We start from the raw sequence: 23,755 nt of genomic DNA, 5'->3' as shown, positions 1-23,755 counted from the left end.
GATGCTTGACTTATATGTCTAGACATATAATCGTAAGACGGTTCTGTCCAGCCGGCGTGTAGATCATGACCCGACTGCATTTCGCTTCCGCGCTCCTGCCTTCCGGCTGGGCCAATGACGTGCAGGTGGTGATCGCCGCCGGCGCGATCGCCGCGGTGACGCCGGGCGTGGCGCCGTCCGCCGGCGACGAACGCCATGCCATCGCGCTTCCCGGACTTGCGAGCCTGCACAGCCACGCCTTCCAGCGCGGCATGGCAGGCCTTGCCGAATTGCGCGGCGATTCCACCGACACGTTCTGGACCTGGCGCGAGACGATGTATCGCTTTGCGCTGGCGATGACGCCTGACGAGGTCGCGGCTGTGGCGACGCTGCTCTATGTCGAGATGCTCGAGCAGGGTTTTACCCGCGTCGGCGAATTCCACTATCTGCACCACGACCGCGACGGGTCGCCCTACGCTGACCCGGCCGAGATGGCCACGCGGATTGCACAGGCCGCCGAAGCCTCGGGCATTGCGCTGACGTTGTTGCCGACTTTCTATGCGCATGGCTCGTTTGGAGGCGCAGCGCCGCATGCCGGGCAGCGCCGCTTCATCTGCTCGGTCGATCAGTTCGCCGCATTGATCACGGCCTCGCGCCAGGCGATCAGCGCCTTGCCCGGCGCCAATATCGGCATCGCTCCGCACAGTTTGCGCGCGGTCACGCCGGACGATCTCGCCGCGATCCTTCCGCTCGCCGAGGGCGGGCCGGTGCACATCCATGCCGCCGAGCAGGTGAAGGAGGTCGAGGATTGCCTCGCCTGGTCGGGCCGGCGTCCGGTGCAATGGCTGCTGGAGCACGCGCCTGTCGATCGGCGCTGGTGCCTCATTCACGCGACCCACATGACGAGTGAGGAAGTGACGGCTTTCGCCAAGACGGGCGCGGTCGCCGGCCTTTGCCCGATCACGGAGGCGAGCCTCGGCGACGGCACTTTCTCGGCGCGGGAGTTTGTTGACGCCGGCGGCTTTTTCGGCGTCGGTACCGATTCCAACGTGTTGATCGGCGCCGCAGACGAGTTGCGCCAGCTCGAATACGGCCAGCGGCTCAAGCACCGCCAGCGCAACGTCCTCTCCGGCGGCGCCGGCCGCTCCACGGGACGCTCGCTGTTCGACGGGGCGCTCGCCGGCGGCGCGCGGGCGCTGGCGCAGCCGACGGTCGGCCTCACACCCGGCGCGCGCGCCGACATCATCACGCTCGACACGGCGCATCCATCGCTGGCGGGACGCGCGCAGGATGCCGTCATCGACGGCTGGATTTTTTCTGCCGGCGGCGCCGCCATCGATTGCGTCTGGGCCGGGGGCAACAAGGTGGTCGAAGGCGGTCAGCATGGATTGCGCCAAGCCGCACGCGAACGCTTCAACGCATCGATGCGGAGGCTCGTCGCATGAGCCTCGTCACCGATGCCGACAAGCCGACGCTCTACAAGCGCATCCGCGCCGACATCGAGCAGCGCATCCTCACCGGCGAATGGCCGCCCGGCCATCGCATTCCCTTCGAGCACGAGCTGGTCGCGCGCTACGGCTGCTCGCGCATGACCGTGAACAAGGCACTGTCTGAGCTGGCGCAGGCCGATCTGATCGAGCGGCGGCGGCGCGCCGGCTCGTTCGTGCGCCGGCCGCAGCATCAGTCGGCGGTGCTCAAGATCGCCGACATCCGCGCCGAGATCACCGCGCTTGGCCGCAGTTACGGCTACGAGCTGATCGGCCGCAAGCTGCGCGCGGCGACGGCCGCCGATCGCGACCGGCTCGGCGTGAAGAAGGCCGGCAAGGTGGTCGCGATCACCTGCCGGCACAGCGCCGACAAGGTCCCGTTCGCGGTCGAGGACAGGCTGATCGATCTCTCGTCCGTTCCTGACGCCGCGACCGCGGATTTCTCCCGCGAGCCGCCCGGCTCCTGGCTGCTTCACCATGTCCCATGGACCGAGGCCGAGCACACGATCAGCGCCATCGTTGCGGACGACCGCGCGGCGGAAGCGCTCGCGATCGCCGTCGGCGCCCCCTGTCTCGTGATCGACCGCTACACCTGGCGCAGCGCACGCACGATCACCGCCGTGCGCCTGCTCTATCCCGGTGACTCTCACCGCCTTGTCGCGCGATTCAAGGGAGGCTGAGAGGACATGTCGGCACAAATCGTGCAACGCTTCGCGGAACCGCCCATATGGGCCGGCAGAGATCAACAGGACGTCAAACCATCGATCGGCAAGAGGACGATAATCATGCGTAATTCGACAGTATTTGCGACAATCATTGCTCTCGCGGCCTCCACTCCGGCGCTCGCCCAGGACGTCAAGGTCGGCATCGGCATTTCCGGATGGACCGGCTTCGCGCCGCTGACGCTGGCGAAAGAGGCCGGCATCTTCAAGAAAAACGGCCTCGACGTCACCATCAAGAAGATCCCGCAGAAGGACCGCCATCTCGCCATCGCCTCCGGCGACATCCAGTGCGCGGCGACGACGGTCGAGACCTGGATCTCCTGGAACGCCAACGGCGTCGCGACCAAGCAGATATTCCAGCTCGACAAGAGCTATGGCGCCGACGGCATGGCCGTGCGCAACGACATCGCCGCGATCAAGGACCTGAAGGGCAAGACCGTCGCCGCCTCCGCGCCGGGCACCTCGCCTTATTTCGCGCTGGCCTGGATGCTGAAGAAGAACGGCCTCACCACGAAGGACGTGACCGTGGTGAACCTCGAGCCGGCGGCGGCCGCGCAGGCCTTCGTCTCCGGCCAGAACGATGCAGCGATGACTTATGAGCCATACTTGTCGACCGTGCGTGCCGCGCCGGACAAGGGCAAGATCATCGCGACCACGCTGGACTATCCGATGGTCATGGACACGTTCGGCTGCACGCCGAAGTTCCTCACCGACAATCCCAAGGCCGCCAAGGCGCTCGCCGACAGCTATTTCGAGGCGCTCGAGATGATCGCCAAGGACCAGGCCAAGTCCTACGAGATCATGGGCGCCGACGTGAAGCAGACGGCCGAGCAGTTCGGCAACTCGGCGAAATACCTGCGCTGGCAGGACAAGGCGGCGAACCAGAAGTTCTTCGCCGGCGACTTCCTGACCTTTAACAAGGAGGCCGCCGAGCTCCTGCTCGAGATCGGTATCATCAAGGCCGTGCCAAAGGTCGAGGACCTCTACGACGCGAGCTTCATCAAGTAACGTTCTCCAAGCTGCCGGTTCCGCCTCAAGCGGAGCCGGCGCACCATTCGGATACAGTTTGATGCGTCCCCTGGATCCCGTGACATCGAAGCAACGTGCGGCATATGGCCTGGCGTTCTTCGTGCTGTTCGTCGCCCTCTGGTCGTGGGCGACGTTCGGCGGCCATGTGTCGAAGACCTTCCTCGCCAATCCGCTCACCATGGTGCAGGAAGGCGTCGAGCTGCTCACCAAGCACGGTTTCCTGTTCGACATCGGCATGACAATCTGGCGCGTCGTCGGCGGCTTTGCGCTCGCGGCGGTCATTGCGGTGCCGCTCGGCGTGCTGATGGGCGCCTACAAGCCGGTCGAAGCCTTCCTCGAACCCTTCGTCTCATTTGCACGCTATTTGCCCGCCTCGGCCTTCATTCCGCTGCTGATCCTGTGGGCCGGCATTGGCGAATTGCAAAAGCTGCTCGTCATCTTCATCGGCTCGGTGTTCCAGGTGATCCTGATGGTCGCGGTGACGGTCGGCGCGACGCGGCGCGATCTGGTCGAGGCCGCCTACACGCTGGGCGCCAGCGACCGCGGCATCATCCGCCGGGTGCTGCTGCCTTCCTCCGCGCCGGAGATCGCAGAGATCCTGCGGCTGGTGCTGGGCTGGGCCTGGACCTACGTCATCGTCGCCGAGCTGATCGGCTCGTCCTCGGGCATCGGTCATATGATCACCGACAGCCAGGCGCTGCTCAACACCGGCCAGATCATCTTCGGCATCATCGTGATCGGCTTGATCGGCCTGATCTCGGACTTCCTGTTCAAGGCGTTCAACGCCTGGCTGTTTCCCTGGAAGCTGGCATGACCATTCTTAAGGTTGAGCAGGTCTCGCGCACCTTCCCCGCGCGTCACGGCAACGCGCCGACCAGGGCGCTGGAGCCGACCGATCTCACCATCGGCAACAACGACTTCGTCACCATCCTCGGTCCCTCCGGCTGCGGCAAGTCCACGCTGCTGCGTATCGTCGCCGGCCTCGACCGTCCGACCGGCGGCCGCGTCACGCTCGACGGACGCGAAGTGACCGGCCCGGGCGCCGATCGCGGCATGGTGTTCCAGTCCTACACGCTGTTTCCCTGGCTGACGGTGCGCGAGAACATCGCCTTCGGCCTGCGCGAGCGCGGCGTGTCCGAGGCGGAGCGACACAAGATGGCCGATGCCTTCATCCGCCAGGTCGGGCTGTCCGGCTTCGAAAACCATTGGCCCAAGCAGCTCTCCGGCGGCATGCAGCAGCGCACCGCGATCGCACGCGCGCTCGCCAACGACCCGAAGATCCTGTTGCTCGACGAGCCGTTCGGCGCGCTCGACAACCAGACCCGCGCCTTGATGCAGGAAATGCTGCTCGGGATCTGGGAGCGCGACCAGAAGACCGTGCTGTTCGTGACTCACGATATCGAGGAAGCCATCTTCCTCGGTAGCCGCGTCATCGTCATGAGCGCGCGCCCCGGCCGCATCAAGGCGGACATTCATGTAGACCTGCCGCATCCCCGCTCCTACAAGATCAAGACCACGCCGGAATTCGTCCAGCTGAAGGAACGGCTGGTCGAGGAGATCCGAACCGAGGCGCTGAAGGTTGCCGAACATGCCTGACGCTCGTGCCGACGGACATCGCGTCCTCGCCGACCTCCATGCACTGCGTGCCTTCGGCGCCTACAAGACCGGCGTGCACAAGCCGACCTTCTCCGAGCCGCACAAGCTGTCGCTGGACTGGCTCGTCCAGAAGCTGCCCGAGGCCGAGCTCTCCGCGACGATTGACGGCATCGGCAATGTGTTCGGGACGAGCTCGAAGTCCGGACCGAAACTGCTGGCGGGCTCGCACCTGGAAAGCCAGAACTATGCCGGCTGGCTCGACGGCCCGCTCGGCGTCGTCTATGCGCTCGAGGCGGCGCGCGTGCTCAATGCCGACGCTTCGGTGAACGGCGCGGTGGAAGTTGCCGCCTGGTGCGACGAGGAGGGACATTTTGGTCATTTCCTCGGCTCGCGCTCCTATGTCGGACAGGTGACGGAGGCCGACATCGATGCCGCGCGCGACCGCACCAGCGGCCGCACCATGCGCGATGCCCTTGCCGACATGGGGCTGGCGGGGCGTCCGCGCATCACCGCCGAGCCGGGACGGCACGTCGGTTATCTCGAGGCGCATATCGAGCAGGGCGACACGCTCGAAAGCGGGCGCCTGGCGATCGGCGTCGTGACGTCCATCGTCGGCATCTGGCAGTACCAGATCAACTTTGCCGGCGAGCAGAACCATGCCGGCACCACGCGCATGGCGGTGCGCAAGGATGCGGGCCTGGCGCTGGCCAAGTTCTGCGTGGCGATCGACGAGCGTTTCCCCGCCGCCTGCGGCCCGCGCACGGTCTGGACCACCGGCCGCATCACGCTCGATCCGGGCGCACCGAGCATCATTCCCGGTGGCGCGGAGATGTTGTTCCAGATCCGCGACGAGGACCCGTCTGTGATCGCGCGGCTGGAGCAATTGCTGCGGACCATGGCGGACGAGGCCAGTGCCAACGGCCCCTGCACGGTCAGCGTGACGAAGCTGCGCACCGGCGCACCCGCGATGATGAACGCGGGCTTTCAGGACGCGATCGAGGCCGCGAGCAAGGCCGTCGCCGGTGGCCGTTCCATCCGCATGCCGAGCGGCGCCGGCCACGATGCGCAGATGCTCGCAACCGTCATGCCCGCCGGCATGCTGTTCGTGCCGTCGATCGGCGGCATCAGCCATCACTGGACCGAGAACACCTCCGATGCGGACATCGTCACCGGAGCTGAGGTATTCGTGGACGCCTGCCGCCGGATCCTCGGCAGTTAGGTCGAGGCATGCAGCCATCGAGCGCCTGCCACGACCATTCGAGCAGGGCTCTGCCATAAAGCCGCGGCAATCCTCGGGCCTGTCGACCGTCTCCTCCCCTGCTTCCCGGAGTTCCCATGTCTTCTGCCGACCGGCCGGCAACCCGCCTTGCCACCCGGCTTGCCTTCCTCGTTGCGGGCTTCGGCATCGCGTGCTGGGCACCCCTGGTGCCGTTCGCGAAGGCGCGGCTCGCCGTCGACGACGGAGTTCTCGGCCTGCTCCTGCTCAGCCTCGGCATCGGCTCGGTCGTGGCGATGCTGCTGACCGGCGTGCTCAGCGCGCGCTATGGCAGCCGGCCGATCATCGTCGCGGGCGGGATCGGTCTGACGCTGGTGCTGCCGCTGCTGGCGGTCGCAAGCTCGCCGCTGTCGCTGGCGCTGGCGCTGCTTGCGTTCGGCGCCGCGCTAGGCTCGATCGACGTCGCCATGAACATCCACGCCGTGGAGGTGGAGCGCGCCGCGCGACGCCCGCTGATGTCCGGCTTCCACGCCCTGTTCAGCATCGGCGGCTTCGCCGGTTCCGCGCTGATGACGGCGCTGCTCTCTCTGCAGCTCGGCGCGCTCGCCTCGACGTTGATCTGCTCCGTGCTGATGCTGATCGCGATGCTGGTGACCTGGCCGCGCCTGCTTCGCTCGGTGCAGGTGCAGGAAGGCCCATTGTTCGTGCTGCCGCATGGATCGGTGCTGCTGCTGGCGCTGCTCGGCGCCATCACCTTCCTGGTCGAAGGCGCGATGCTCGATTGGGGCGCGCTGCTCGTGATCGGCGCCGGGCTCGTCAGCGAGGCCCAAGGCGGCATCGGCTACATCGTGTTCTCGATCGCGATGACGATCGGCCGGCTTAGCGGCGACGCCATCGTTGCGCGCATCGGAGACCGCACGACATTGCTGTGGGGCAGCCTCATCGCGATCGCCGGCTTCGTGGTGCTGCTCACCGCGCCCGTGGCAGCGGTCGCCATCGCCGGATTCCTGCTGATCGGGCTCGGCGCCTCGAACCTCGTGCCCGTGCTATTCCGCCGGGCGGCGCAACAAAAGGTGATGCCCACGGGACTTGCGGTCGCGGCGATCACGACGGCCGGCTATGCAGGCGTCCTGCTGGGCCCTGCCGGCGTCGGCTTCGTCGCACAGCTCGGCGGACTGCCGCTGGCATTCTGGCTGCTGGCCGCCTTGATGGGTCTCGTCACGTTGACCGCCCGGACCGTCACCGCGGAGCAGCGCCGGACCTTGCATGTCGATGCGTGACCGGACTCGCGTCGGCTTTGACCGATGAGGAGGTGGACCGCCACAGCCGGCGAGCCACCTTCTTCAGGCTCTAGCCTCCGACTGCCGCAGCGCGCCGCGGCAGCTTCCAGCCCGGCCGGATGAAGTGGCAGGTGTAGCCGTCAGGATAACGTTCGAGATAATCCTGATGCTCGGGCTCGGCCTCCCAGAACTCGCGCGCGGGCGCGACCTCGGTCACCACCTTGCCGGGCCACAGGCCGGACGCCTCGACGTCGGCGATGATGTCTTCGGCAATCCGCTTCTGCTCCTCGCTGGTGTAGAAGATCGCCGACCGATAGCTCGTGCCGATATCGTTGCCCTGACGGTTGAGCGTGGTCGGATCATGGATCTGGAAGAAGAACTCCAGCATGGTCCGGAAGCTGGTCCTGGCCGGATCGAACACGATCTCGATCGCTTCGGCATGGCCCTCGTGATTGCGGTAGGTGGCGTTCTTGACGTGCCCACCGGTGTAACCGACGCGGGTGGAGATCACGCCCGGCTGCTTGCGGATCAGATCCTGCATGCCCCAGAAGCAGCCACCGGCCAAAACTGCGCGTTCCGTCGTCATGTGATGTGCTCCCAATGATCGCTCAAAAGCTTGTCCATCATATAGGCTTTCGGCCGCCCGGCCGAAAGCCGCGCGTTGAGGCCCACCCGGTCGCCCATTGCGGAAACACCCTCTCCCCAACCCTCTCCCGCAAGCGGGAGAGGGAGCGCACCTCCGCCTTTGCAGCGATCTAGCCTCAGTCCATCGCCCTAGATCAGCGTGGCGTCGAGCGTGATGGCGGCGTTGAGCACCTTGGATACCGGGCAGTTCTTCTCGGCCTCGCCGGCGAGCCGGGCGAAGCCGGCATCGTCGAGACCAGGCACTTTCGCCCGCAGGGTCAGCGCGGATTTGCTGATCTTGAAGCCCTTGCCCTCGGGCTCGAGCGTGACGGCGGCTTCGGTCGAGAGCTCGTCCGGCGTGAAACCCGCCATCTGCAGGCCGAAGGCGAGCGCCATGGTGAAGCAGCCGGCATGGGCCGCGGCGATCAACTCTTCGGGATTGGTGCCCTTCTCGTTCTCGAAGCGGGTCTTGAATGAATAGGGCGTCCCGGCAAGCACGCCGGATTCGCTCGACAGATGGCCTGTGCCATCGCGACCAGTGCCCTTCCAGACTGCTGTTGCCTTGCGGATCATCTAAAGGTCTCCTTGTTTGCCTAAACCGGATCGAACGCGCGGATCGGCGGTAGATTGCCGGTGAACTTCTCCACCTCGACGGTCGTCAACTGGCCGGTGCAGCCCTGCGCCAGGGACGAGGTGCCGACGTCGCGGGTCAGCACGTTCGGATTGCCGTGAACGCAGAGCGGCGCCTCGTCTTCCGGATCCATCGGATCGTACCACGCGCCGGTCGGCAGCTGAACCACGCCGCGCGCGATGCCCTCGGTGACGCGGACCGCGGCGAGGCACGCGCCGCGCGCGTTGAACAGGCGGATGATGTCGCCGTCCTTGATGCCGCGCGCCTGTGCATCGACCGGGTTCATGCGCGCGACCTCGCGGCCGCGATGCTTTGAGCCCAGCGAATGTCCGCCGAAATCGAGCTGGCTGTGCAGGCGCGTCACCGGCTGATTGGCGACGAGGAAGCACGGTGCCCCCGGCTTGGGAACATCGGTCTTGTCGAGCCAGACCGGATGTCCGGGACAATCCGCATCACCGTGCCCCGCGATCTTGGCCGAGTAGATCTCAATGCGTCCGCTCGGCGTCGGCAAAGCGTGATTGATGGGATCCTCGCGAAAGCGGCGTAGCCGGCCGCCGTCATCGGGCTGCTGCGGCACGACCAGGCTGCCGCGCGCCCAGAATTCTTCGAAGCTCGGCGCTTCGAGGCCGCGTTTGGCAAGCGATGCGCGGGTCGGCTCGTAGAGATGCTCCAGCCATTGCCGCGACGTGCGCCCTTCGGTGAACGGCTCGCGCGCCCCAAGACGCTCGGCGAGATCGGCGAAGATATCGTAATCGTCACGCGCGAGCCCAAACGGCTCGGCGATCCGGTGCATCGCGACCATCAGGGGATCGTTGGTGGAATAGCCGATGTCCTCGCGCTCCAGCGTCATCGTCGCGGGCAGCACGATATCGGCGTGGCGGGCGGTGGCGGTCCAGGCGAGCTCGTGCACGACCAGCGTGTCCACCTTCGCGAAGGCCTTGCGCAGGCGATTGATGTCCTGATGGTGATGGAAGGGATTGCCGCCCGCCCAGTAGACTAGACGAATATCCGGATAGGTGCGCGTCTCGCCGTTGTAGCGATACGTGGTGCCGGGATTGAGCAGCATGTCGGCGATGCGCGCCACCGGAATGAAATCGGCAACGCCGTTGCGGCCCTGCCCCAGCGTCGGTCCCGGCACGTCGTTGACGCGGCGGCCGTAATAGCCGATCGCACCCAGCGAATAGGCATAGCCGCCGCCGGGAAGGCCGATCTGGCCGAGGGCCGCCGCCAGCACCATGCCCATCCACACCGGCTGCTCGCCATGCTCGGCGCGCTGCAGCGAATGGGAGACGGTGACGAGCGCGCGCTTTCCGGCGAGACGCCGCGCCAGCTTGCGGATCGCATCCGCACTGACGCCTGAGATCGCGGCGGCCCATTCGGCGTGCTTGGCTTGCCCGTCGCTCTCACCGTTGAGATAGCGCAGGAAGATTGCCCAGCCCTCGGTGTAGCGGTCGAGGAAGGCCTGGTCGTGCAGCTTCTCACTGACCAGCGTATGGACGATGCCGAGCATCAGGGCGGTGTCGGTGCCGGGCACGCAACTCATCCATTCGGCGCCGGCCTCGACCGGCAGATCGTCGCGCAGCGGGCTGACCAGGATGAACTCGCAGCCGCGCGCCCGCGCCGCCGCCATGGCGCCGCGCTCGACATGCTTGCTGATCGAGCCGCCGGCCACCATGGAGTTCTTCAGCGCCATGCCGCCGAACGCCAGCACGATGTCGGTCTCGGCCGCGATCTGCTCCCAGGTGACGTTGCGCTTGGTGATATCCTCGTAGCCGGCCAGGATCTGCGGCAGCAGCATCGAGGACGCACCGGACGAATAGGTGTTGACCGAGCGCACATAGCCGCCCAACGCGATATTGAGGAAGCGATGCACCTGGCTCTGGGCGTGATGGAAGCGCCCGGCACTCGACCAGCCATAGGAGCCGCCGAACACGGCGCCGGGTCCGCGGGTGTCGCGAATGCGGCCAAGCTCGTCGCCGAGAAGATCCAGCGCCTTCTCCCAGCTGACGGAGACGAACTCGTCGCGGCCGCGGCGATCGTCGGGGCCCGGCCCGCGCTCGAGCCAGCCGCGGCGGATTGCCGGCTGGGCGATGCGCGCCTGGTGGCGGAGCGCGCCGGGAAAATTGTCGATGATGCCGTTCGGATCGGGATCGCCCGCATAGGCCCTGACCTCCAGCCCAGCCGCGCCCTGACGCGCGGAGAACACGCCCCAATGTGAGGTGTGCGGCTTGAAGCCGTCCGACAGGTCAAGACCGGGGTCGGGGAAGCCAATCGTATCGTCCATCTCTGATCCTTGTTCCGGCGGCGTCGGCAGGGGTGGTAATATACCGATCCGCTCCGGACGTCGTCGAGATCAGGGTTGACGGGAACGCTGACCTGCCCCGCGCAATGCCAGCCTCAAGGCCGTTGACACTCCCGAGCGTCGTCGAGCGCGTCATGTCGCTCGTTTTGGCGCCGACGCTGCATCATCCACGTGCGCAGCAATCGACCAGCAGATTCCAGATCCGCTGCGTCTCTTCTCTCTTGTTCGCCTCCGGCACGTTCTCCGCGCTCGACCGATCGAACGCGGCGATGGTGTGGGGTTGGCGAGGCACGATCCACCGCTCCGAAATCGGGTCGTACCATTTGCCGATATTTTCAGTCACGTCAGTCGACTCACAGGTTGACAGGCTCGGGCGATGCGCCCCGCGCGGTCCTCGTTGGAGCCCGTGTGGCGCCACCCGATTCACCAATCAGGAGATCGCATGTTCGTTCCCAGCCCGCCGGCGTCAGCCCGGCCGGGCCGGATGCAGCGTGCGCGGATGCCGCTCGTGCAGCAATCGCGCCAGCTCCTCACGCTCGGTGTCGCGGCCCTTCATCGCGGTCTCGAACAGTGCCTCCTGGATGTCGCGAGGCATGTCGCCCCATACGTCCATCGCCGCACGTCCGAGCAGGCCCACAAAATGATCCACTCCATCGCTCATTCGGCTCTCCCGATCTGCACACGGGAATGGAACAGCGGCGGCCGCTCCGCGTTCCACTGCCATCATTGTGAAAAGGAGACGTCTTTTATGGGATTCTTCACCAAGGACATCCAGTCGATGGAAGACCTGCTGCTGCACGGGCTCCAAGACATCCACTACGCGGAACAGCAGATCCTGAAGGCGCTGCCGAAGATGATCGACAAGGCCACCAACAGGGATCTCGTCGCCGGGCTGAAGGCGCATCTGGAAGAGACCAACAAGCAGGTCGAGCGCCTCGACAAGGTCTTCGCCAAGCTCGGCAAGGAGCCGAGCGGCACGCATTGCCCGGCCATCGACGGCCTGATCAAGGAAGCCGACGAGACCGCCGGCGAGATCGAGGACAAGGCCGTGCTGGACGCCGCGATCGTCGCCAACGCACAGGCGGTGGAGCATTATGAAATGTGCCGGTACGGCACGCTGATCGCCTGGGCGGAAGAGCTCGGCCACGACGACATCGTGCGCTTCCTCACCACCAATCTGAACGAAGAGAAGGCCGCCAACACCAAGCTGAACACGGTGGCCCTGCGCAAAGGCGTGAACGCCAAGGCGTCCAGCGCTGCGTGATTGAAAGCTACTGATTGAGAGTGGCGACGCCGGTAGTGCGGTGCCGCCACGGTGCTCGCCCGGATCAGATGAACGGCTTGCCACCGGTGACGGGCAACGTCGCCCCCGACGTGTAGCTCGACAGTGGATCGGCCAGCATGACATAGGCGGTTGCGAGCTCGGCCGGCTGGCCGGCGCGCTGCATCGGCACCTGCTTGCCGAAGTTCTTGACCCGTTCCTCCGACATGGTCGAGGGAATCAGCGGCGTCCAGATCGGCCCCGGGGCCACCGCATTGACCCGAATGCCCTTCTCGGCCAGCATCTGCGCAAGCCCGCCGGTGAAATTCTGGATCGCACCCTTGGTCGTGGCGTAGGCCAGCAGGCTCGGATTCGGCATGTCGGAGTTCACCGAGGCCGTGTTGATGATCGCGGAGCCCGGCCGCATGTGGGGGACGGCGGCTTTGGCCAGATAGAACATGGCGTGGATGTTGATCTCGAACGTCCGCCGCCATTCGTCGTCGCTGATATCCGCGATGTCCTTGAACGTCGCCTGATGGGCAGCGTTGTTGACGAGGATGTCGATGCCGCCGAGCTCCTCGACGGTGCGACGCACGATGGCGCTGCAATGTTCGGGATTGCTGATATCGCCCGGGATCAGGACGGCCTTGCGTCCCTCCCGTTCGACCAGCGCCTTGACCTCGGCCGCATCCTCCTCCTCGTTCAAATAGGAGATGACGATATCCGCGCCTTCCCGCGCATAGGCGATCGCCACCGCGCGGCCGATGCCGCTGTCGCCGCCCGTGATGATGGCCTTCTTTCCGGCAAGACGGCCGGAGCCCTTGTAACTCTCCTCGCCATGATCCGGGCGCGGCTGCATGGCCCGCGTCGAGCCCGGCATCGGCTGCTGCTGCGCAGGATAAGGCGGCTTTGGATAATTGGTCATGGACAACTCCCGGCGTTTGCTGCGCTAACGGAGCGCCGCCGGAAGTGTTCCTGGCGTTGATTCCGTCATCGCACAGCGTGGCCGCACCCCAGAGATCCGATTACAGCGGCTTGCGGAACTCTCGGCTAGAAAAACTCCCAAGGATCGCTCACCATGGCGGCACCTTGGAGGGCCATGTTGCGGAGAGCATCTTGAAACTCGCAGGTGTTTTAAAGTGCGCTAAGATATCTCAAGCAATCGGACACGGGCTTGACACCTGTAGCCAAATCGAACGAGCGGATTTTCGGTCTCCTGAGCGCAGCCGGCGTGTTCTGCATCTGGTCCGGCTTTCTCGTCTTCTCGAGGGCCGGCATGCAATCCGGCCTGACACCCTTCGATTTGACCGCACTTCGGTCCCTGGTCACCGGCGCCCTGGTTCTTCCGTTCGCCAAGGCCTGGTGACCGCGCCACCTGCCGCTGCACGCAATCCTGTCGATGTCAATTTGTGGTCCCGGCGCGCTATACAGCATTCTGATGTACTTTGGGTTGAAGGGGGCGTCGGCGGCATACGGGGGAGCGTTCGCCAACGGCTCGCTGCCGATCTTCACCATTCTGCTAGGATTGCTTGTCGCACGGCGCGTGCCGTCCCAGCGGCAACTCATTGCAGTTCTCATTCTGCTCGTCGGCGCAGTGCTCGTTGCCATTCCGGGCATGCGCGCCGGCGGCAACAGCGTGGCATCGGCCATCGGGTTCTTCCTCGCAGCGTGACGATGCCGCTTCCGTTCGGATTCGTCGCGTCTGTGCGCTCAGTGCTGCCGCTCGCTACCTACCTCGCAGACATTTCACGGGCGCCAGGCTGCGAGCATGTAGCGTATCGTCGAAACCTTCTGCAGGGCGGACCGCTAGATCAGATTGGTCATTCTCAGTAGAGCCTCGTACGGTATCCTTCTTCCATCGTCTTCTCGGCCTCTTCGACCGCGATGGCGACAGTCTGCTCGGCGATGATCCGGCCGAGCGTCGGGAAACTGTTGCGCTCGACCTGAGCAGCCGGATTCCAGAGCTTCGAGCGCATCAGCGCCTTGCCACAATGAAAATAGGTCTCCTCGACATGGATCTTCAGCCCGATGATTGGGACCACGTTCTGCACCGCGAGCGGCGTCAACAGCTCGGCATCCTGCGAGATCTCGGCGCGGCCATTGACGCGCAGGGTCTCGTTGATCCCCGGCACCAGGAAGATCAGGCCGATGCCAGGGGAAGCGATGATATTGCCGAAGGTGTCGACGCGGTTGTTGCCACGCCGGTCCGGAATCAGCAGCGTCTTGTCGTCGAGCACGGCGACGAAGCCCGGCGCGTCGCCGCGCGGGCTTGCATCGGCATGACCGTTGCCATCGCTGGTGGCAAGGACGAGGAACGGGGAAAGCGCGATGAAGTCGCGACAGAACCTGTCGAGATGGCTGAGAACCTTCTTCTCGGCGAGCGGGCTGAGCTGCCCGAAATGCGCGCGCAGATCCTCTTGCGTCTTGACCGGCGGCTTGCCGCCTGCACCCTTGCTGCCCATTCGCGAACCTCCCTTTTTGCGGTGAGTTTCCTTCTTTCGGCTAATTGGCCTCGATGCCGCACCAGCTCGCGGTGAACAGCGCAAGCGCCTTGGTGACGCGCTTGACCGAGGCGAGATCGACGCGCTCGTTGAAGCCGTGCGCGCCTTCCATCGTGGCGCCGAAGCAAAACGCAGGCACGCCAAAATCGAGACCATAGAAGCGCGCATCGGTCAGTGCGGTTGACGAGAAGCTGGTCAGCTTGCGGCCGAACACATGCTCGTAGACCGGAGCGAGAACCGCCTCGCTTTCCTGAATCTCCGTCGCCTCGTAGCCCGGCGACAGGAAGCCGGACCAGACGATCTCCGGCGGATTGTTGGCGAGGAATGGATGCGAGCGCGCCGCCTTGGCTACGAAATCCACGATCTCGGCCTGGGCGTCGGCGACCTTCCAGCCGGGCAGCACACCAATGCGGCAATCGACATCGCACCAGGCGGGCACACTGGAGGCCCAGTCACCGCCCTTGATGATTCCAGGATTGAAGTTGAGCGGATGCTCGACCGATTTGAACGAGGGGTGCGTCTTCGCGCGCTCGTTCCATTCGGCCTCGAGACCTTCGAGCTTCTGGATCAGGTGGATTGCAGCCTTGATCGCATTTGAGCCGGTGCCGGCGCGTGCGACATGGACTGGTATCCCGCGCACTTTCAGGCGGAACCAGATCACGCCGACCTGGGCACGCATCAGCTTCTCGTCGGTCGGTTCGGGCAGGATGCAGACATCGGCACGATAGCCGCGCTGAAGTGTGGAGAGCGCGCCGAGTCCTGTGCTCTCCTCCTCGATCACCGATTGCAGGTGGATGCGGCCCTTGGGCCTGTAGCCCGCGGCCTTGATCGCATCGAGCGCGTAGAGCGCCGAGATTGTACCGGACTTCATGTCGCCGGCGCCGCGACCATAGAGCCAACCGTTCTCGACCACCGGCTGAAACGGTGGCCGCTCCCACATGTCGAGCGGACCTGCCGGCACGACGTCGCAATGGCCCTGAAGGATCAGTGAGCGGCCCTCTTCCCTGGCCGGCCGGCAGGTGCCGACGACGGAGCGGGCACGCGAGAAATCGGTCTCGACCGGACCGTAGCCCGGCAGCGCCTTCAGATCGTCCTGGTTGATGACCCAGTCATCGACCTCGTAGCCGCGATCGCGCAACAGCTTTGCGAACATGTCCTGACAGGGCGCCTCCGCCGCGCGCGTGCTCGGGATTGCCGTGAACGCGATCGTGGTGTCGATCTGCTCGTCGAAGGCGGCATCCACAGCGGCCTCGATGCGCTCGCGCGCGCCGGCTGGAAGGGGACGGCTGTCGGTCATGAACTCATCCTCGCTGTCGGTAGTGCGCCGGTCACGCTGGCAAAGCCCGGCTGGTCGAAGAAATCGCGGCCCGGGATCGCATCGAGCAGCTCGCGTGTGTAGGCGGCTTGAGGGGCCGTGAAAACGTCCGCGGTCGCGCCCTCTTCAACGATGCGCCCCTTCTGGAGCACGGTGACGCGGTCGGCGATCTCGGCGGCGATCCGCAGGTCGTGGGTGATGAAGATCATGGCGAGCTTCATCTCCTGCCGGAGCTCGGCAAGCAGCGCCAGCACCTGAGCCTGGACGGAAACGTCAAGCGCCGACACGGCTTCGTCGGCGATGAGCACGCGCGGCTTGAGTGCCAGTGCGCGCGCAATACAGATGCGCTGGCGCTGGCCCCCAGAGAATTCGTGGGGATAACGATCGGCGGCGACGGCGTTGAGGCCAACTCGCACCAGCAGCTTTCTCGCCTGCTCCATCGCTTCCGTGCGCGACGTGCCAAAGGCCATTGGTCCGCGCGCAATGGCATCGCCGACCTTCTGGCGCGGATCGAGGCTCGCAAACGGATCCTGGAACACGATCTGGAGCTGTTTTCGCGCCTGGCGGAGCGCCTCGCCGCGGAGCTGGCGCAGATCCTGGCCGTTGAAGCGGATGGCACCGCCATCCGGCTCGGTCAAACGCATGATCATGCGCCCGAGCGTCGACTTGCCGGACCCGGATTCGCCGACGACGGCGAGCGTCTCGCCCTCGTACAAGGTCAGCGAGATGCCGTCGGCCGCGACGACCTCGCGCGGCGGCTGCAACAGGCCGCGCTTGACCCGGAATGTCTTCTCAAGACCGATAACTTCGAGCAGCGGTGTAGGATGGACCGCGGTGCGGCGGATCTCGTCGAGCCGCGCCTTCGGAACGGCATCGATCAACTCGCGGGTGTAGTCAGCCTTAGGACTGCGCAGGACTTCCTCGACCGTCCCCTGCTCCACCACCTTGCCGTGACGAAGCACCACGACGCGGTCGGCGACATCGGCAACGACGCCGAAATCATGGGTGATCAACAGCACGCCCATGCCGCGGTCGCGTCGGAGATCGTCGATCAGGCGCAGGATCTGACGCTGGGTGGTGACGTCGAGCGCTGTGGTCGGCTCGTCAGCGACCAGGAGTGCCGGACGGTTGGCCATCGCCATCGCGATCATGACGCGCTGGCGCTGGCCGCCGGACAGCTCGAACGGATAGCTCTTCTCAAGCAGCTTTGGATTTGGCAGCCCGACCTGCGTCAGGAGCTGCTGCACGCGTTCGTGCACCTCAATTGCCGACGGCACCGGCTTCTGGTGGGTGAGGATCATCTCCTCGATCTGCCTGCCAACCCGCTTGAGCGGATTCAGCGAGGACAACGGCTCCTGAAAGATCATCGCGGCTTCGCCGCCGCGCAGGCGTCGCAGCGCCTGCCGGTCGAGCTTTGCCGGATCTTGTCCTGCGACAGTCACGGCGCCCGCGGCAATATTGACGCTCTTCGGCAGCAGCGACAGCACCGCATGGGCAATCATCGACTTGCCCGAGCCGGACTCGCCGACGAGACAGACGACCTCGTTGGGCTTGACCTGGAAGGAGACGTTCTCGACCGCGAACGGGCGATCGCCGCCTTCGGGCAGCGCGATCGAGAGCCCCTCGACCGACAGAACGGGTGCCTTGGCTTGCACGGCCTCGCTCATGACCGGCGCCTCGATACACGCGGATTGAGCACATCGGAGAGACCTTCGCCGAACAGGTTGATGGCAAGCACGGTGATGAGGATCGCGAGCCCCGGAAACACGCTCATCCACCAGGCATTACGGATGACGGTGCGGCCGGCTCCGATCATGAAACCCCAGGACATCAGATTGGGATCGCCAAGGCCCATGAAGGACAACGCGCTTTCGAGCAGGATGGCGGTGGCGACCGTCAGGGAGGTCACGACCAGGATCGGCGAGATCGCATTGGGCAGGATATGGCCGAGCACGATCTGCAAGGTGCCCTCGCCCTGGCACAGCGCGGCTTCGACGAATTCACGATTGCGCAGACGCAGGAACTCGGCGCGGGTGAGGCGCGCCAGCGGCGGCCAGCTCACGGCACCGATGGTCAGGATGATCGTCAGCAGCGACGGGTTGAAGGTCGCGACCAAGAGGATCGCAAGCACGAAAGCGGGGATGGTCTGAAACAGCTCGGTCACCCGCATCAGCACGAGATCGACCTTGCCGCCGAAATAGCCGGAAATTGCGCCGATCGTGACGCCGATCACCATAGCCGCCATGGCCGAGGCGATGCCGATGACGAGCGACACGCGGGCACCATAGGCAACGCCGGCCGCAACGTCGCGGCCGAGCGTGTCGCCGCCGAGCAGCAGGCCGTCCTCGCCGGGCGGCGTGAACGGCGCGCTGACCATTTCCCAGGGCGAGACCGGAAAGACGGTGGGCGCGATGAGCGCGATGACGACCACGACAAGCAGCACTACGAGGCCGACCATGCCGCTAGGATGACGCAGGAAGGCGCGAACCGCATCCATCACGCAGCTCCTGTCGTCATGCGGGGATCGATCAGCCTGTAGATCAGGTCGGTCAGCAGATTGAGCACGATGACCACGATCGACAGAATGAGAAAAATGCCGAGCAGCACGGGATAATCACGCTGGAGCAGCGCATCGAAGGTCAGCCGGCCGAGGCCCGGCCAGGCGAACACCGTCTCGATGACCACGGCGCCGCCGACCAGCGCGCCGGCCTGCATGCCGGCCACGGTGACGACGGGCACCAGCGCGTTGCGCAGCATGTGGCCGACCACAATGCTGGGCCCGGACAGGCCCTTGGCGCGCGCGGTCTTGATGAAGTCCTGCTGGGCGACCTCGATGATCGAGGATCGCATCAGCCGGGCATAGATCGCGAGATAGATCGCCGCCAGCGAGGTCACCGGCATGATCATGTGCTTGGCGATGTCGAGCGCATGCTCCAGCGGCGAGAGCTTGACGTTGATGGTCTCGTAACCGAACGGCGGCAGCCAGCCGAGTGTCACGGAGAAGACCAGCACCAGCATCAGCCCCAGCCAGAACACCGGCGTCGCATAAAGCACCAGCGACAGCACGGTGAAGACCGTATCGAGCACGCTGCCCGCCGCCAGCCCCGCGAGCGCGCCGAGGGTCGTGCCGATCAACAGCGCGAGGCAGAAGGCCGTCACCGTCAACAGCAGCGTCGCCGGCAGCCGTTCCAGGATGAGATCGACCACCGCGCGGCGCTGGCGGTAGGAATAGCCGAGGTCGAGCCTGACGACGCGGCCGAGATAGCTTGCGAGCTGCACGGCGTAAGGCTTGTCGAGCCCATATTCCTTGCGCAGATCTTCCAGCAGCTTCGGATCGGACGCGCCGGATTGGCCGGCCATGACCTGGGCGGGATCGCCAGGGGCGGCCCGCACCAGCACGAAGTTGAAAGTGGCGATGACGAGGATGACGGCGACGAGCTGGGCAATCCGGCTCAGTGCCATCAGCCCGATCGTCGCCGCGCTGCCGAGACGGATCACGATTTGTAGACCGACCCGAAGGTTTCGTGCGAGCCGATGCCGGTCGACACGATGTTCTTGAACGCCTTGTCGTAGATGATGGGATATTCGAGCTCCAGCGTCCAGGCGACCGGCACGTCCTCGACCAGGATCTGCTGCACCTTGGAATAAAGCTCCAGTCGCTTGGCCTCGTCGAGCGTGACGGCGGCCTCGTCGAACAGTCTGTCGACCTCAGGGTTGGAATAGCCTTCGGTGTTCGAGAACAGGATGCCTTTCTTGATGTTCGACGACACGTAAGTGCGGGAGACGCCGAGCGCGGGATCGCCGAGCTGGTAGAGCAGGTTCTGGGTCATCTCATAATCCCAGTTGCCGACCTTTTCGGCCCAGCCGGCCATGTCGGTGCCGACGAGGACGAGATCGATGCCGACGCGGGCAAAACTCTGGCGGAAGAACTCGCCGGCGCGCTGATAGGATTCGCCGTAAGGCGGCACGATGTATTTGATCTCTGCGCGCTTGCCGTTGGTGTCGGGCTTCAGCCCCATCTCGTCGAGCAGCGCCTTGGCCTTGTCGATCGAATAGTCGTAGCGCTTGACCTTGCCGTCGTAGAATTTCGTCTTGGACGAGATCGGCCCGGTCGCCACCTTGGCGCTGCCGAAATAGACCCGCTTGGCGAGCGCGTCGCGGTCGATCAGGTGCATCACCGCCTGCCGGAAGCGCTTGTCGTTCATCGGCGCGATACGGTTGTTCATCTCGAGCCACTGGTGCGGCGCGAAATACTCATAGCCCTTGGTGGTGACTTCGAGGTTCTTCTGCGCCTTGAAGCGCTGCACGTCGAAGAACTCGACGTCGGTCCATTGCGCGAGTTGCACCGTGCCGTTCTCCAGCGCCAGCGCGCGCGATGCCGAATCCGGGATGATGCGGTAGATGATCTCGTCCAGGTACGGCTGGTCCTTCAGATAGTATCCTTCATGGCGCACCAGATGGACATGCGAGCCGCGCACCCATTCCTTCAGCTTGAATGGGCCGGTGCCGATTGCCTTGTCGTTCAGCGGGTTCTTGCGGTAGTCGGTGCCTTCATAGATGTGCTTTGGCACGATCGGCGCCGAGGTGCAGTCAAAGCAGCCGAGGAACGGCGCAAAGGGCTGCTTCAGCTTGAACACGACGGTGAGCGGATCGGGCGCCTCGGCCGAAGCGACGCGCGCAAAATTCTGCCGCGCGCGCGGATGCGTCTCGGTCAACACCTTCATGCAGCTGAACACGACGTCCTCGGACGTCATCGGCTTGCCGTCGTGGAAGGTGATGTTGGGAAACAGCTTGAACGTATAGGTCAGCCCGTCCGGCGAAATCTCCCAGGACTGCGCCATGCCCGGCATCGGCTTGAGGTCAGCGCCATATTGAGAAGACTCTCGTAGATCTTGCCGCCGAGCGTCAGCGTCGGCTGCTGCTGGTTGAAGGCGGTGACCAGCAGCGGCGGCTCGGGCTGGATGATGGTGTTGAGTGTTCCACCGCGGGTCTGGCCGGCCGCTCGCGTGATGCCGAAGGGGATAGCGGCGCCGGCGGCCAGCATGGCCTGGGTGAATTCGCGTCTGTTCATCGAGCTCTCCGTGTCGCATATCGGCGTGAGAAGGACCTTGCCAGACGCCGTATTCGGCTTTGACGAATCTGGCCGGCGCGAGCATTGTTGCCAAACGCCCTGTCCCGCGCTACCTGATCGGGGACAAGAACCATCGCGATCGGGCCATATCTGGCCCGGAAGATGCATAAGAGCCTTGCAGAAAAGGACTTGGATCGGGAGTTCACGACACGTGAAAGTCGTAGCGCGGCGAGATGTGACTGGCGAATTGCGCACCTGCAGCAAACAGGAGGGCCCCGCAGCGGCCGCCAACTATGCCGGACAACTTCAGGCGATCGCGCGGCCGGTCGCCGCGATGACCGCAACTTATCCGAACGAGAGCACCAGCACGCGGCACGCGCATCGGCGCGACCAGTTCATCCTGCAGATCACCGGCGTCACGGCGATGATGACCGAGCGTGGTCATTTCGTGGTTCCACCCGGCCATGGTTTATGGATTCCGGCTGGCGTTGTACATCAGTCGCGCGCCTGGGGTGAAGTCGAGGCCCAGACGATCTATGTCACGCCTGATCGCCGACGAGGAACGTCGGAGACGTGCCGCCTGATTCGTGCATCCTCGCTCGTCGAAGCCCTGATGGACGAGGCGGTGCGGATGCCGCAGACCTACGACCAGGACGGACGCGACGGCAAGCTTCTCGAACTCCTGCTCGCCGAGATCTCACACATGCCGGAGGTGACGCTTCACGTGCAGGTGCCACCGGACCCCCGCCTTGCGGCGATCTGTAAGGCAGTGCTTGGCGACCCCTCCTCGGACCTCACGCTCGACGACTGGGCAGACAAATGCAGCCTCAGCAGGCGAACGCTGACGAGGCTGTTCCGCCGCGAGACCGGTCAGAGCTTTTCAGTGTGGCGACAACGCGTGCGGCTCTTGGAAGCTTTGGCACGCCTGGGCGCAGGCGAACCCGTCACATGCGTAGCGCTGGACGTGGGCTATGACAGCCCGAGCGCATTCGCCGCCATGTTTAAGCGCGAGCTAGGCGCTGCACCGCGGCATTATCTTCGCTGGACAGATCAAGAAGTCGTGCTGCGCTAGTCGCTAGCGACGACGCCGGTTCGTCGAGATGAAAGCCGCGCCGAGACAGCCATCTTGTAGTAAAGGTGGTCGCGCCAGCACGTGCGTTCGCCCGTAGCGGGGACCATCTTGCAGCAGAACCATGATGTGTCATCGCGTGCTGAAGCGTACAGGCGCCGTGATGGATCGCCTGGCGCCTGCCGGAGGTGCCGGTACCGGCGAGGCACGGTGCACCAGCGCGATCACCTCTCGGTCGAGTTCAGCTGAGCCTGCCGAACGGGCGAGGCTCGCGGAGAGCACATTGCCTCGAGGTCGTGCACTCCGTAGACGATGTCGTCCGATTGATCCATAGTATTGCAATCGAACGACTTGTGTTGCGCCTTCGCGTGCTTGCCGGCGCGGCGTCGAACTGCTGAAGCAGCGTCCGGTGGTTCGGCGCCATCGGGGGCAGAATGATGAGACTTTTCCGGCGAATGCGATGGTGTCAGAGCGGAAGTCGGTCGAGGAGGCTACGATGTTCGTCGGATTTGAGAAATAGCGGCGCGCGACGGGCTGGAGGTACAGCAGTGATATGCGCCATGGTCCGACACGCAATTGTGCTGGCGGCGGCTTTTGCCGCTGCCTTAGCACCTGCCACATGCTTTGGCGAAAGCAGCAAGCCGTTGCCCGCCAAGGCGACGCAGGAATTGCCGGCCGAGCTGCTCGCGCTGCTCGAACAGAAGAAGATGCCGAAATATTCCCCCATCCTTGTGCGTCTTTTCAAGGACGAGGCAGAGCTCGAAGTCTGGAAGCAGGACACGGCCGGCCGTTTCCAATTGCTGAAGACCTATCCGATCTGCCGGTGGTCGGGCGATCTCGGGCCGAAATTGTACGAGGGCGACCGACAGGCTCCGGAAGGCTTTTATACAGTTACGCCTGAGTTGATGAACCCCAACTCCAATTTCTATCTCTCGATCAACCTCGGCTATCCGAACAGCTTCGACAGGGCAAACAAGCGAAACGGCAGCTTCCTCATGATCCACGGCGACTGCTGGTCGAGCGGTTGCTATGCCATGACGGACGAACAGATCAGCGAGATCTATTCGCTGGCGCGTGACTCATTCCGCGGCGGCCGAACATCGTTCCAGGTCCAAGCCTATCCGTTCCGCCTGACACCGGTGAATCTGGCGCGCCATCGAAACAATCCCAACCTGCCCTTCTGGGAAATGCTCAAGGTCGGCAACGATCATTTCGAGACGACACAACTCGAACCCAGAGTGGATGTGTGTAACCGCCGCTATGTGTTCGATGCGCAACCTTCCCCGAATTCGCCGCACCCTCTCGTGTTCAATCCGATCGAGAAATGCCCTCCCTTTGTCGTCAATCCGGAAATCGCGCGAAGGGCGCTGGAAAAACGGCGCGCCGACGAGCGCGCGTACGCGCAATTGCTTGAAGACAACGTGCCAGTTGCCCCGATCTACAGCGGATTCGACGGCGGAATGAACAAGGCTTTTCTCGCACGGTACCCGGGCAGGGTGACGCTTGCGAAAGTGATGCCATATGCATCCTACCTGCCGCAATTGCCACCGATCCCCTGGACCGACAATGATGGTTCGTTGACGAGCAAATGGTTTGGTACCTGGTCCTCCAGATCGTCTGTGTGTGATACGGCGCGTGCCGGCTTCCCATCGCGCCAGTGCTGAACACCTGT

Annotated in this window: 23 protein-coding genes and 1 pseudogene; 12 read left to right on the top strand and 12 right to left on the bottom strand. The window is 64.6% G+C overall.

Annotated features, from left to right (window positions below):
- Positions 1-65: 65 nt before the first annotated feature.
- The 7 genes from ACTEK7_RS29590 to ACTEK7_RS29560 all read left to right on the top strand — a co-directional run bounded on the left by ACTEK7_RS29590 (position 66) and on the right by ACTEK7_RS29560 (position 7,309).
- A complete protein-coding gene (locus tag ACTEK7_RS29590) occupies positions 66-1,424 on the top strand; it encodes a formimidoylglutamate deiminase (protein WP_225148530.1) in 1,359 nt (452 codons plus the stop codon).
- Positions 1,421-2,146 carry a histidine utilization repressor gene (hutC, locus tag ACTEK7_RS29585; protein WP_036041972.1) on the top strand — a complete coding sequence of 242 codons (726 nt, stop codon included), beginning with the start codon at positions 1,421-1,423 and terminating at the stop codon, positions 2,144-2,146. The genes ACTEK7_RS29590 and hutC overlap by 4 nt, the downstream gene beginning before the upstream one ends.
- 105 nt (positions 2,147-2,251) lie before the next feature.
- Positions 2,252-3,196: an ABC transporter substrate-binding protein gene (locus ACTEK7_RS29580; protein WP_225114631.1), complete on the top strand. Its 945-nt coding sequence runs from the start codon at positions 2,252-2,254 to the stop codon at positions 3,194-3,196.
- Positions 3,197-3,257: 61 nt separating this feature from the next.
- Positions 3,258-4,031: an ABC transporter permease gene (locus tag ACTEK7_RS29575; protein ID WP_225114630.1), complete on the top strand. Its 774-nt coding sequence runs from the start codon at positions 3,258-3,260 to the stop codon at positions 4,029-4,031.
- Entirely contained in the window at positions 4,028-4,813 is a 786-nt protein-coding gene (locus ACTEK7_RS29570; RefSeq protein ID WP_036008032.1) for an ABC transporter ATP-binding protein, read from the top strand. The genes ACTEK7_RS29575 and ACTEK7_RS29570 overlap by 4 nt, the downstream gene beginning before the upstream one ends.
- A complete protein-coding gene (locus ACTEK7_RS29565) occupies positions 4,806-6,032 on the top strand; it encodes a Zn-dependent hydrolase (protein ID WP_225148531.1) in 1,227 nt (408 codons plus the stop codon). Before ACTEK7_RS29570 ends, ACTEK7_RS29565 begins: the two co-directional genes overlap by 8 nt.
- A gap of 116 nt (positions 6,033-6,148) precedes the next feature.
- A complete protein-coding gene (locus ACTEK7_RS29560) occupies positions 6,149-7,309 on the top strand; it encodes an MFS transporter (RefSeq protein ID WP_036029316.1) in 1,161 nt (386 codons plus the stop codon).
- Between the two features lie 70 nt (positions 7,310-7,379).
- On the opposite strand, the gene msrA is transcribed toward ACTEK7_RS29560, so the two are convergent.
- The 4 genes from msrA to ACTEK7_RS29540 all read right to left on the bottom strand — a co-directional run bounded on the left by msrA (position 7,380) and on the right by ACTEK7_RS29540 (position 11,527).
- Positions 7,380-7,895 (bottom strand): peptide-methionine (S)-S-oxide reductase MsrA, encoded by a 516-nt coding sequence (msrA, locus tag ACTEK7_RS29555; RefSeq protein ID WP_225148532.1) that lies wholly within the window; start codon positions 7,893-7,895, stop codon positions 7,380-7,382.
- 188 nt (positions 7,896-8,083) lie between these two features.
- Positions 8,084-8,506: an OsmC family protein gene (locus tag ACTEK7_RS29550; RefSeq protein ID WP_225148533.1), complete on the bottom strand. Its 423-nt coding sequence runs from the start codon at positions 8,504-8,506 to the stop codon at positions 8,084-8,086.
- A gap of 20 nt (positions 8,507-8,526) precedes the next feature.
- The gene (locus tag ACTEK7_RS29545) at positions 8,527-10,848 is read right to left on the bottom strand and encodes a molybdopterin guanine dinucleotide-containing S/N-oxide reductase (protein ID WP_225148534.1); all 2,322 of its coding nucleotides are present in this window, start codon (positions 10,846-10,848) and stop codon (positions 8,527-8,529) included.
- Positions 10,849-11,332: 484 nt separating this feature from the next.
- On the bottom strand, positions 11,333-11,527 hold the full coding sequence (locus tag ACTEK7_RS29540) for a hypothetical protein (protein ID WP_036029310.1): 195 nt from the start codon (positions 11,525-11,527) through the stop codon (positions 11,333-11,335).
- A gap of 87 nt (positions 11,528-11,614) precedes the next feature.
- Here ACTEK7_RS29540 and ACTEK7_RS29535 point away from each other — a divergent pair, with 87 nt between their 5' ends.
- Positions 11,615-12,130: a YciE/YciF ferroxidase family protein gene (locus ACTEK7_RS29535; protein ID WP_036008066.1), complete on the top strand. Its 516-nt coding sequence runs from the start codon at positions 11,615-11,617 to the stop codon at positions 12,128-12,130.
- A 64-nt stretch (positions 12,131-12,194) separates the two neighbouring features.
- Here ACTEK7_RS29535 and ACTEK7_RS29530 read toward each other — a convergent pair whose 3' ends face one another.
- Positions 12,195-13,052 (bottom strand): SDR family oxidoreductase, encoded by an 858-nt coding sequence (locus tag ACTEK7_RS29530; RefSeq protein ID WP_225148535.1) that lies wholly within the window; start codon positions 13,050-13,052, stop codon positions 12,195-12,197.
- Positions 13,053-13,301: 249 nt separating this feature from the next.
- Here ACTEK7_RS29530 and ACTEK7_RS29525 point away from each other — a divergent pair, with 249 nt between their 5' ends.
- Both ACTEK7_RS29525 and ACTEK7_RS29520 read left to right on the top strand, forming a co-directional pair.
- A complete protein-coding gene (locus ACTEK7_RS29525) occupies positions 13,302-13,493 on the top strand; it encodes a hypothetical protein (protein WP_157784018.1) in 192 nt (63 codons plus the stop codon).
- A 9-nt stretch (positions 13,494-13,502) separates the two neighbouring features.
- Complete coding sequence (locus tag ACTEK7_RS29520; RefSeq protein WP_345944120.1) at positions 13,503-13,799, top strand: hypothetical protein; 297 nt, start codon at positions 13,503-13,505, stop codon at positions 13,797-13,799.
- Between the two features lie 154 nt (positions 13,800-13,953).
- Here ACTEK7_RS29520 and ACTEK7_RS29515 read toward each other — a convergent pair whose 3' ends face one another.
- The 6 genes and pseudogenes from ACTEK7_RS29515 to ACTEK7_RS29490 form a co-directional block, all read right to left on the bottom strand.
- Positions 13,954-14,589, bottom strand: a complete 636-nt coding sequence (locus tag ACTEK7_RS29515; protein WP_036008074.1) for a pyridoxamine 5'-phosphate oxidase family protein — start codon at positions 14,587-14,589, stop codon at positions 13,954-13,956.
- A gap of 40 nt (positions 14,590-14,629) precedes the next feature.
- A complete protein-coding gene (locus ACTEK7_RS29510) occupies positions 14,630-15,925 on the bottom strand; it encodes an ArgE/DapE family deacylase (protein WP_036008078.1) in 1,296 nt (431 codons plus the stop codon).
- Positions 15,922-17,610 carry a dipeptide ABC transporter ATP-binding protein gene (locus tag ACTEK7_RS29505; protein ID WP_225148536.1) on the bottom strand — a complete coding sequence of 563 codons (1,689 nt, stop codon included), beginning with the start codon at positions 17,608-17,610 and terminating at the stop codon, positions 15,922-15,924. Before ACTEK7_RS29505 ends, ACTEK7_RS29510 begins: the two co-directional genes overlap by 4 nt.
- Positions 17,607-18,440, bottom strand: coding sequence for an ABC transporter permease (locus ACTEK7_RS29500; RefSeq protein ID WP_036008084.1), 834 nt, complete (start codon positions 18,438-18,440; stop codon positions 17,607-17,609). Before ACTEK7_RS29500 ends, ACTEK7_RS29505 begins: the two co-directional genes overlap by 4 nt.
- Complete coding sequence (locus ACTEK7_RS29495) at positions 18,440-19,441, bottom strand: ABC transporter permease (RefSeq protein WP_225114620.1); 1,002 nt, start codon at positions 19,439-19,441, stop codon at positions 18,440-18,442. The genes ACTEK7_RS29500 and ACTEK7_RS29495 overlap by 1 nt, the downstream gene beginning before the upstream one ends.
- A pseudogene (locus ACTEK7_RS29490) lies at positions 19,438-21,014 on the bottom strand (ABC transporter substrate-binding protein). Before ACTEK7_RS29490 ends, ACTEK7_RS29495 begins: the two are co-directional and overlap by 4 nt.
- Before the next feature lie 211 nt (positions 21,015-21,225).
- Between ACTEK7_RS29490 and ACTEK7_RS29485 the strand changes: the two are divergent.
- Positions 21,226-22,086 (top strand): AraC family transcriptional regulator, encoded by an 861-nt coding sequence (locus tag ACTEK7_RS29485; RefSeq protein ID WP_225143007.1) that lies wholly within the window; start codon positions 21,226-21,228, stop codon positions 22,084-22,086.
- A 129-nt stretch (positions 22,087-22,215) separates the two neighbouring features.
- On the opposite strand, the gene ACTEK7_RS29480 is transcribed toward ACTEK7_RS29485, so the two are convergent.
- A complete protein-coding gene (locus ACTEK7_RS29480; protein ID WP_463671681.1) occupies positions 22,216-22,704 on the bottom strand; it encodes an energy transducer TonB family protein in 489 nt (162 codons plus the stop codon).
- Here ACTEK7_RS29480 and ACTEK7_RS29475 point away from each other — a divergent pair.
- Positions 22,644-23,747, top strand: a complete 1,104-nt coding sequence (locus tag ACTEK7_RS29475) for a L,D-transpeptidase family protein (RefSeq protein ID WP_249786609.1) — start codon at positions 22,644-22,646, stop codon at positions 23,745-23,747. The two genes, ACTEK7_RS29480 and ACTEK7_RS29475, sit on opposite strands and share 61 nt — an antisense overlap.
- Positions 23,748-23,755: the final 8 nt, after the last annotated feature.

The sequence above is a fragment of the Bradyrhizobium sp. JHI2711 genome, assembly GCF_056156565.1.
The sequence above is the reverse complement of the archived record's forward strand: the minus strand, read 5'-3'. Positions and strand labels throughout refer to the sequence as shown.

Coding starts and splice junctions, on each gene's coding strand:
- ACTEK7_RS29590 (WP_225148530.1), top strand. CDS start 66: ATGACCCGACTGCATTTCGCTTCCGCGCTCCTGCCTTCCGGCTGGGCC.
- hutC (WP_036041972.1), top strand. CDS start 1,421: ATGAGCCTCGTCACCGATGCCGACAAGCCGACGCTCTACAAGCGCATC.
- ACTEK7_RS29580 (WP_225114631.1), top strand. CDS start 2,252: ATGCGTAATTCGACAGTATTTGCGACAATCATTGCTCTCGCGGCCTCC.
- ACTEK7_RS29575 (WP_225114630.1), top strand. CDS start 3,258: ATGCGTCCCCTGGATCCCGTGACATCGAAGCAACGTGCGGCATATGGC.
- ACTEK7_RS29570 (WP_036008032.1), top strand. CDS start 4,028: ATGACCATTCTTAAGGTTGAGCAGGTCTCGCGCACCTTCCCCGCGCGT.
- ACTEK7_RS29565 (WP_225148531.1), top strand. CDS start 4,806: ATGCCTGACGCTCGTGCCGACGGACATCGCGTCCTCGCCGACCTCCAT.
- ACTEK7_RS29560 (WP_036029316.1), top strand. CDS start 6,149: ATGTCTTCTGCCGACCGGCCGGCAACCCGCCTTGCCACCCGGCTTGCC.
- msrA (WP_225148532.1), bottom strand. CDS start 7,895: ATGACGACGGAACGCGCAGTTTTGGCCGGTGGCTGCTTCTGGGGCATG.
- ACTEK7_RS29550 (WP_225148533.1), bottom strand. CDS start 8,506: ATGATCCGCAAGGCAACAGCAGTCTGGAAGGGCACTGGTCGCGATGGC.
- ACTEK7_RS29545 (WP_225148534.1), bottom strand. CDS start 10,848: ATGGACGATACGATTGGCTTCCCCGACCCCGGTCTTGACCTGTCGGAC.
- ACTEK7_RS29540 (WP_036029310.1), bottom strand. CDS start 11,527: ATGAGCGATGGAGTGGATCATTTTGTGGGCCTGCTCGGACGTGCGGCG.
- ACTEK7_RS29535 (WP_036008066.1), top strand. CDS start 11,615: ATGGGATTCTTCACCAAGGACATCCAGTCGATGGAAGACCTGCTGCTG.
- ACTEK7_RS29530 (WP_225148535.1), bottom strand. CDS start 13,052: ATGACCAATTATCCAAAGCCGCCTTATCCTGCGCAGCAGCAGCCGATG.
- ACTEK7_RS29515 (WP_036008074.1), bottom strand. CDS start 14,589: ATGGGCAGCAAGGGTGCAGGCGGCAAGCCGCCGGTCAAGACGCAAGAG.
- ACTEK7_RS29510 (WP_036008078.1), bottom strand. CDS start 15,925: ATGACCGACAGCCGTCCCCTTCCAGCCGGCGCGCGCGAGCGCATCGAG.
- ACTEK7_RS29505 (WP_225148536.1), bottom strand. CDS start 17,610: ATGAGCGAGGCCGTGCAAGCCAAGGCACCCGTTCTGTCGGTCGAGGGG.
- ACTEK7_RS29500 (WP_036008084.1), bottom strand. CDS start 18,440: ATGGATGCGGTTCGCGCCTTCCTGCGTCATCCTAGCGGCATGGTCGGC.
- ACTEK7_RS29475 (WP_249786609.1), top strand. CDS start 22,644: ATGGTCCGACACGCAATTGTGCTGGCGGCGGCTTTTGCCGCTGCCTTA.
- ACTEK7_RS29480 (WP_463671681.1), bottom strand. CDS start 22,704: ATGTGGCAGGTGCTAAGGCAGCGGCAAAAGCCGCCGCCAGCACAATTG.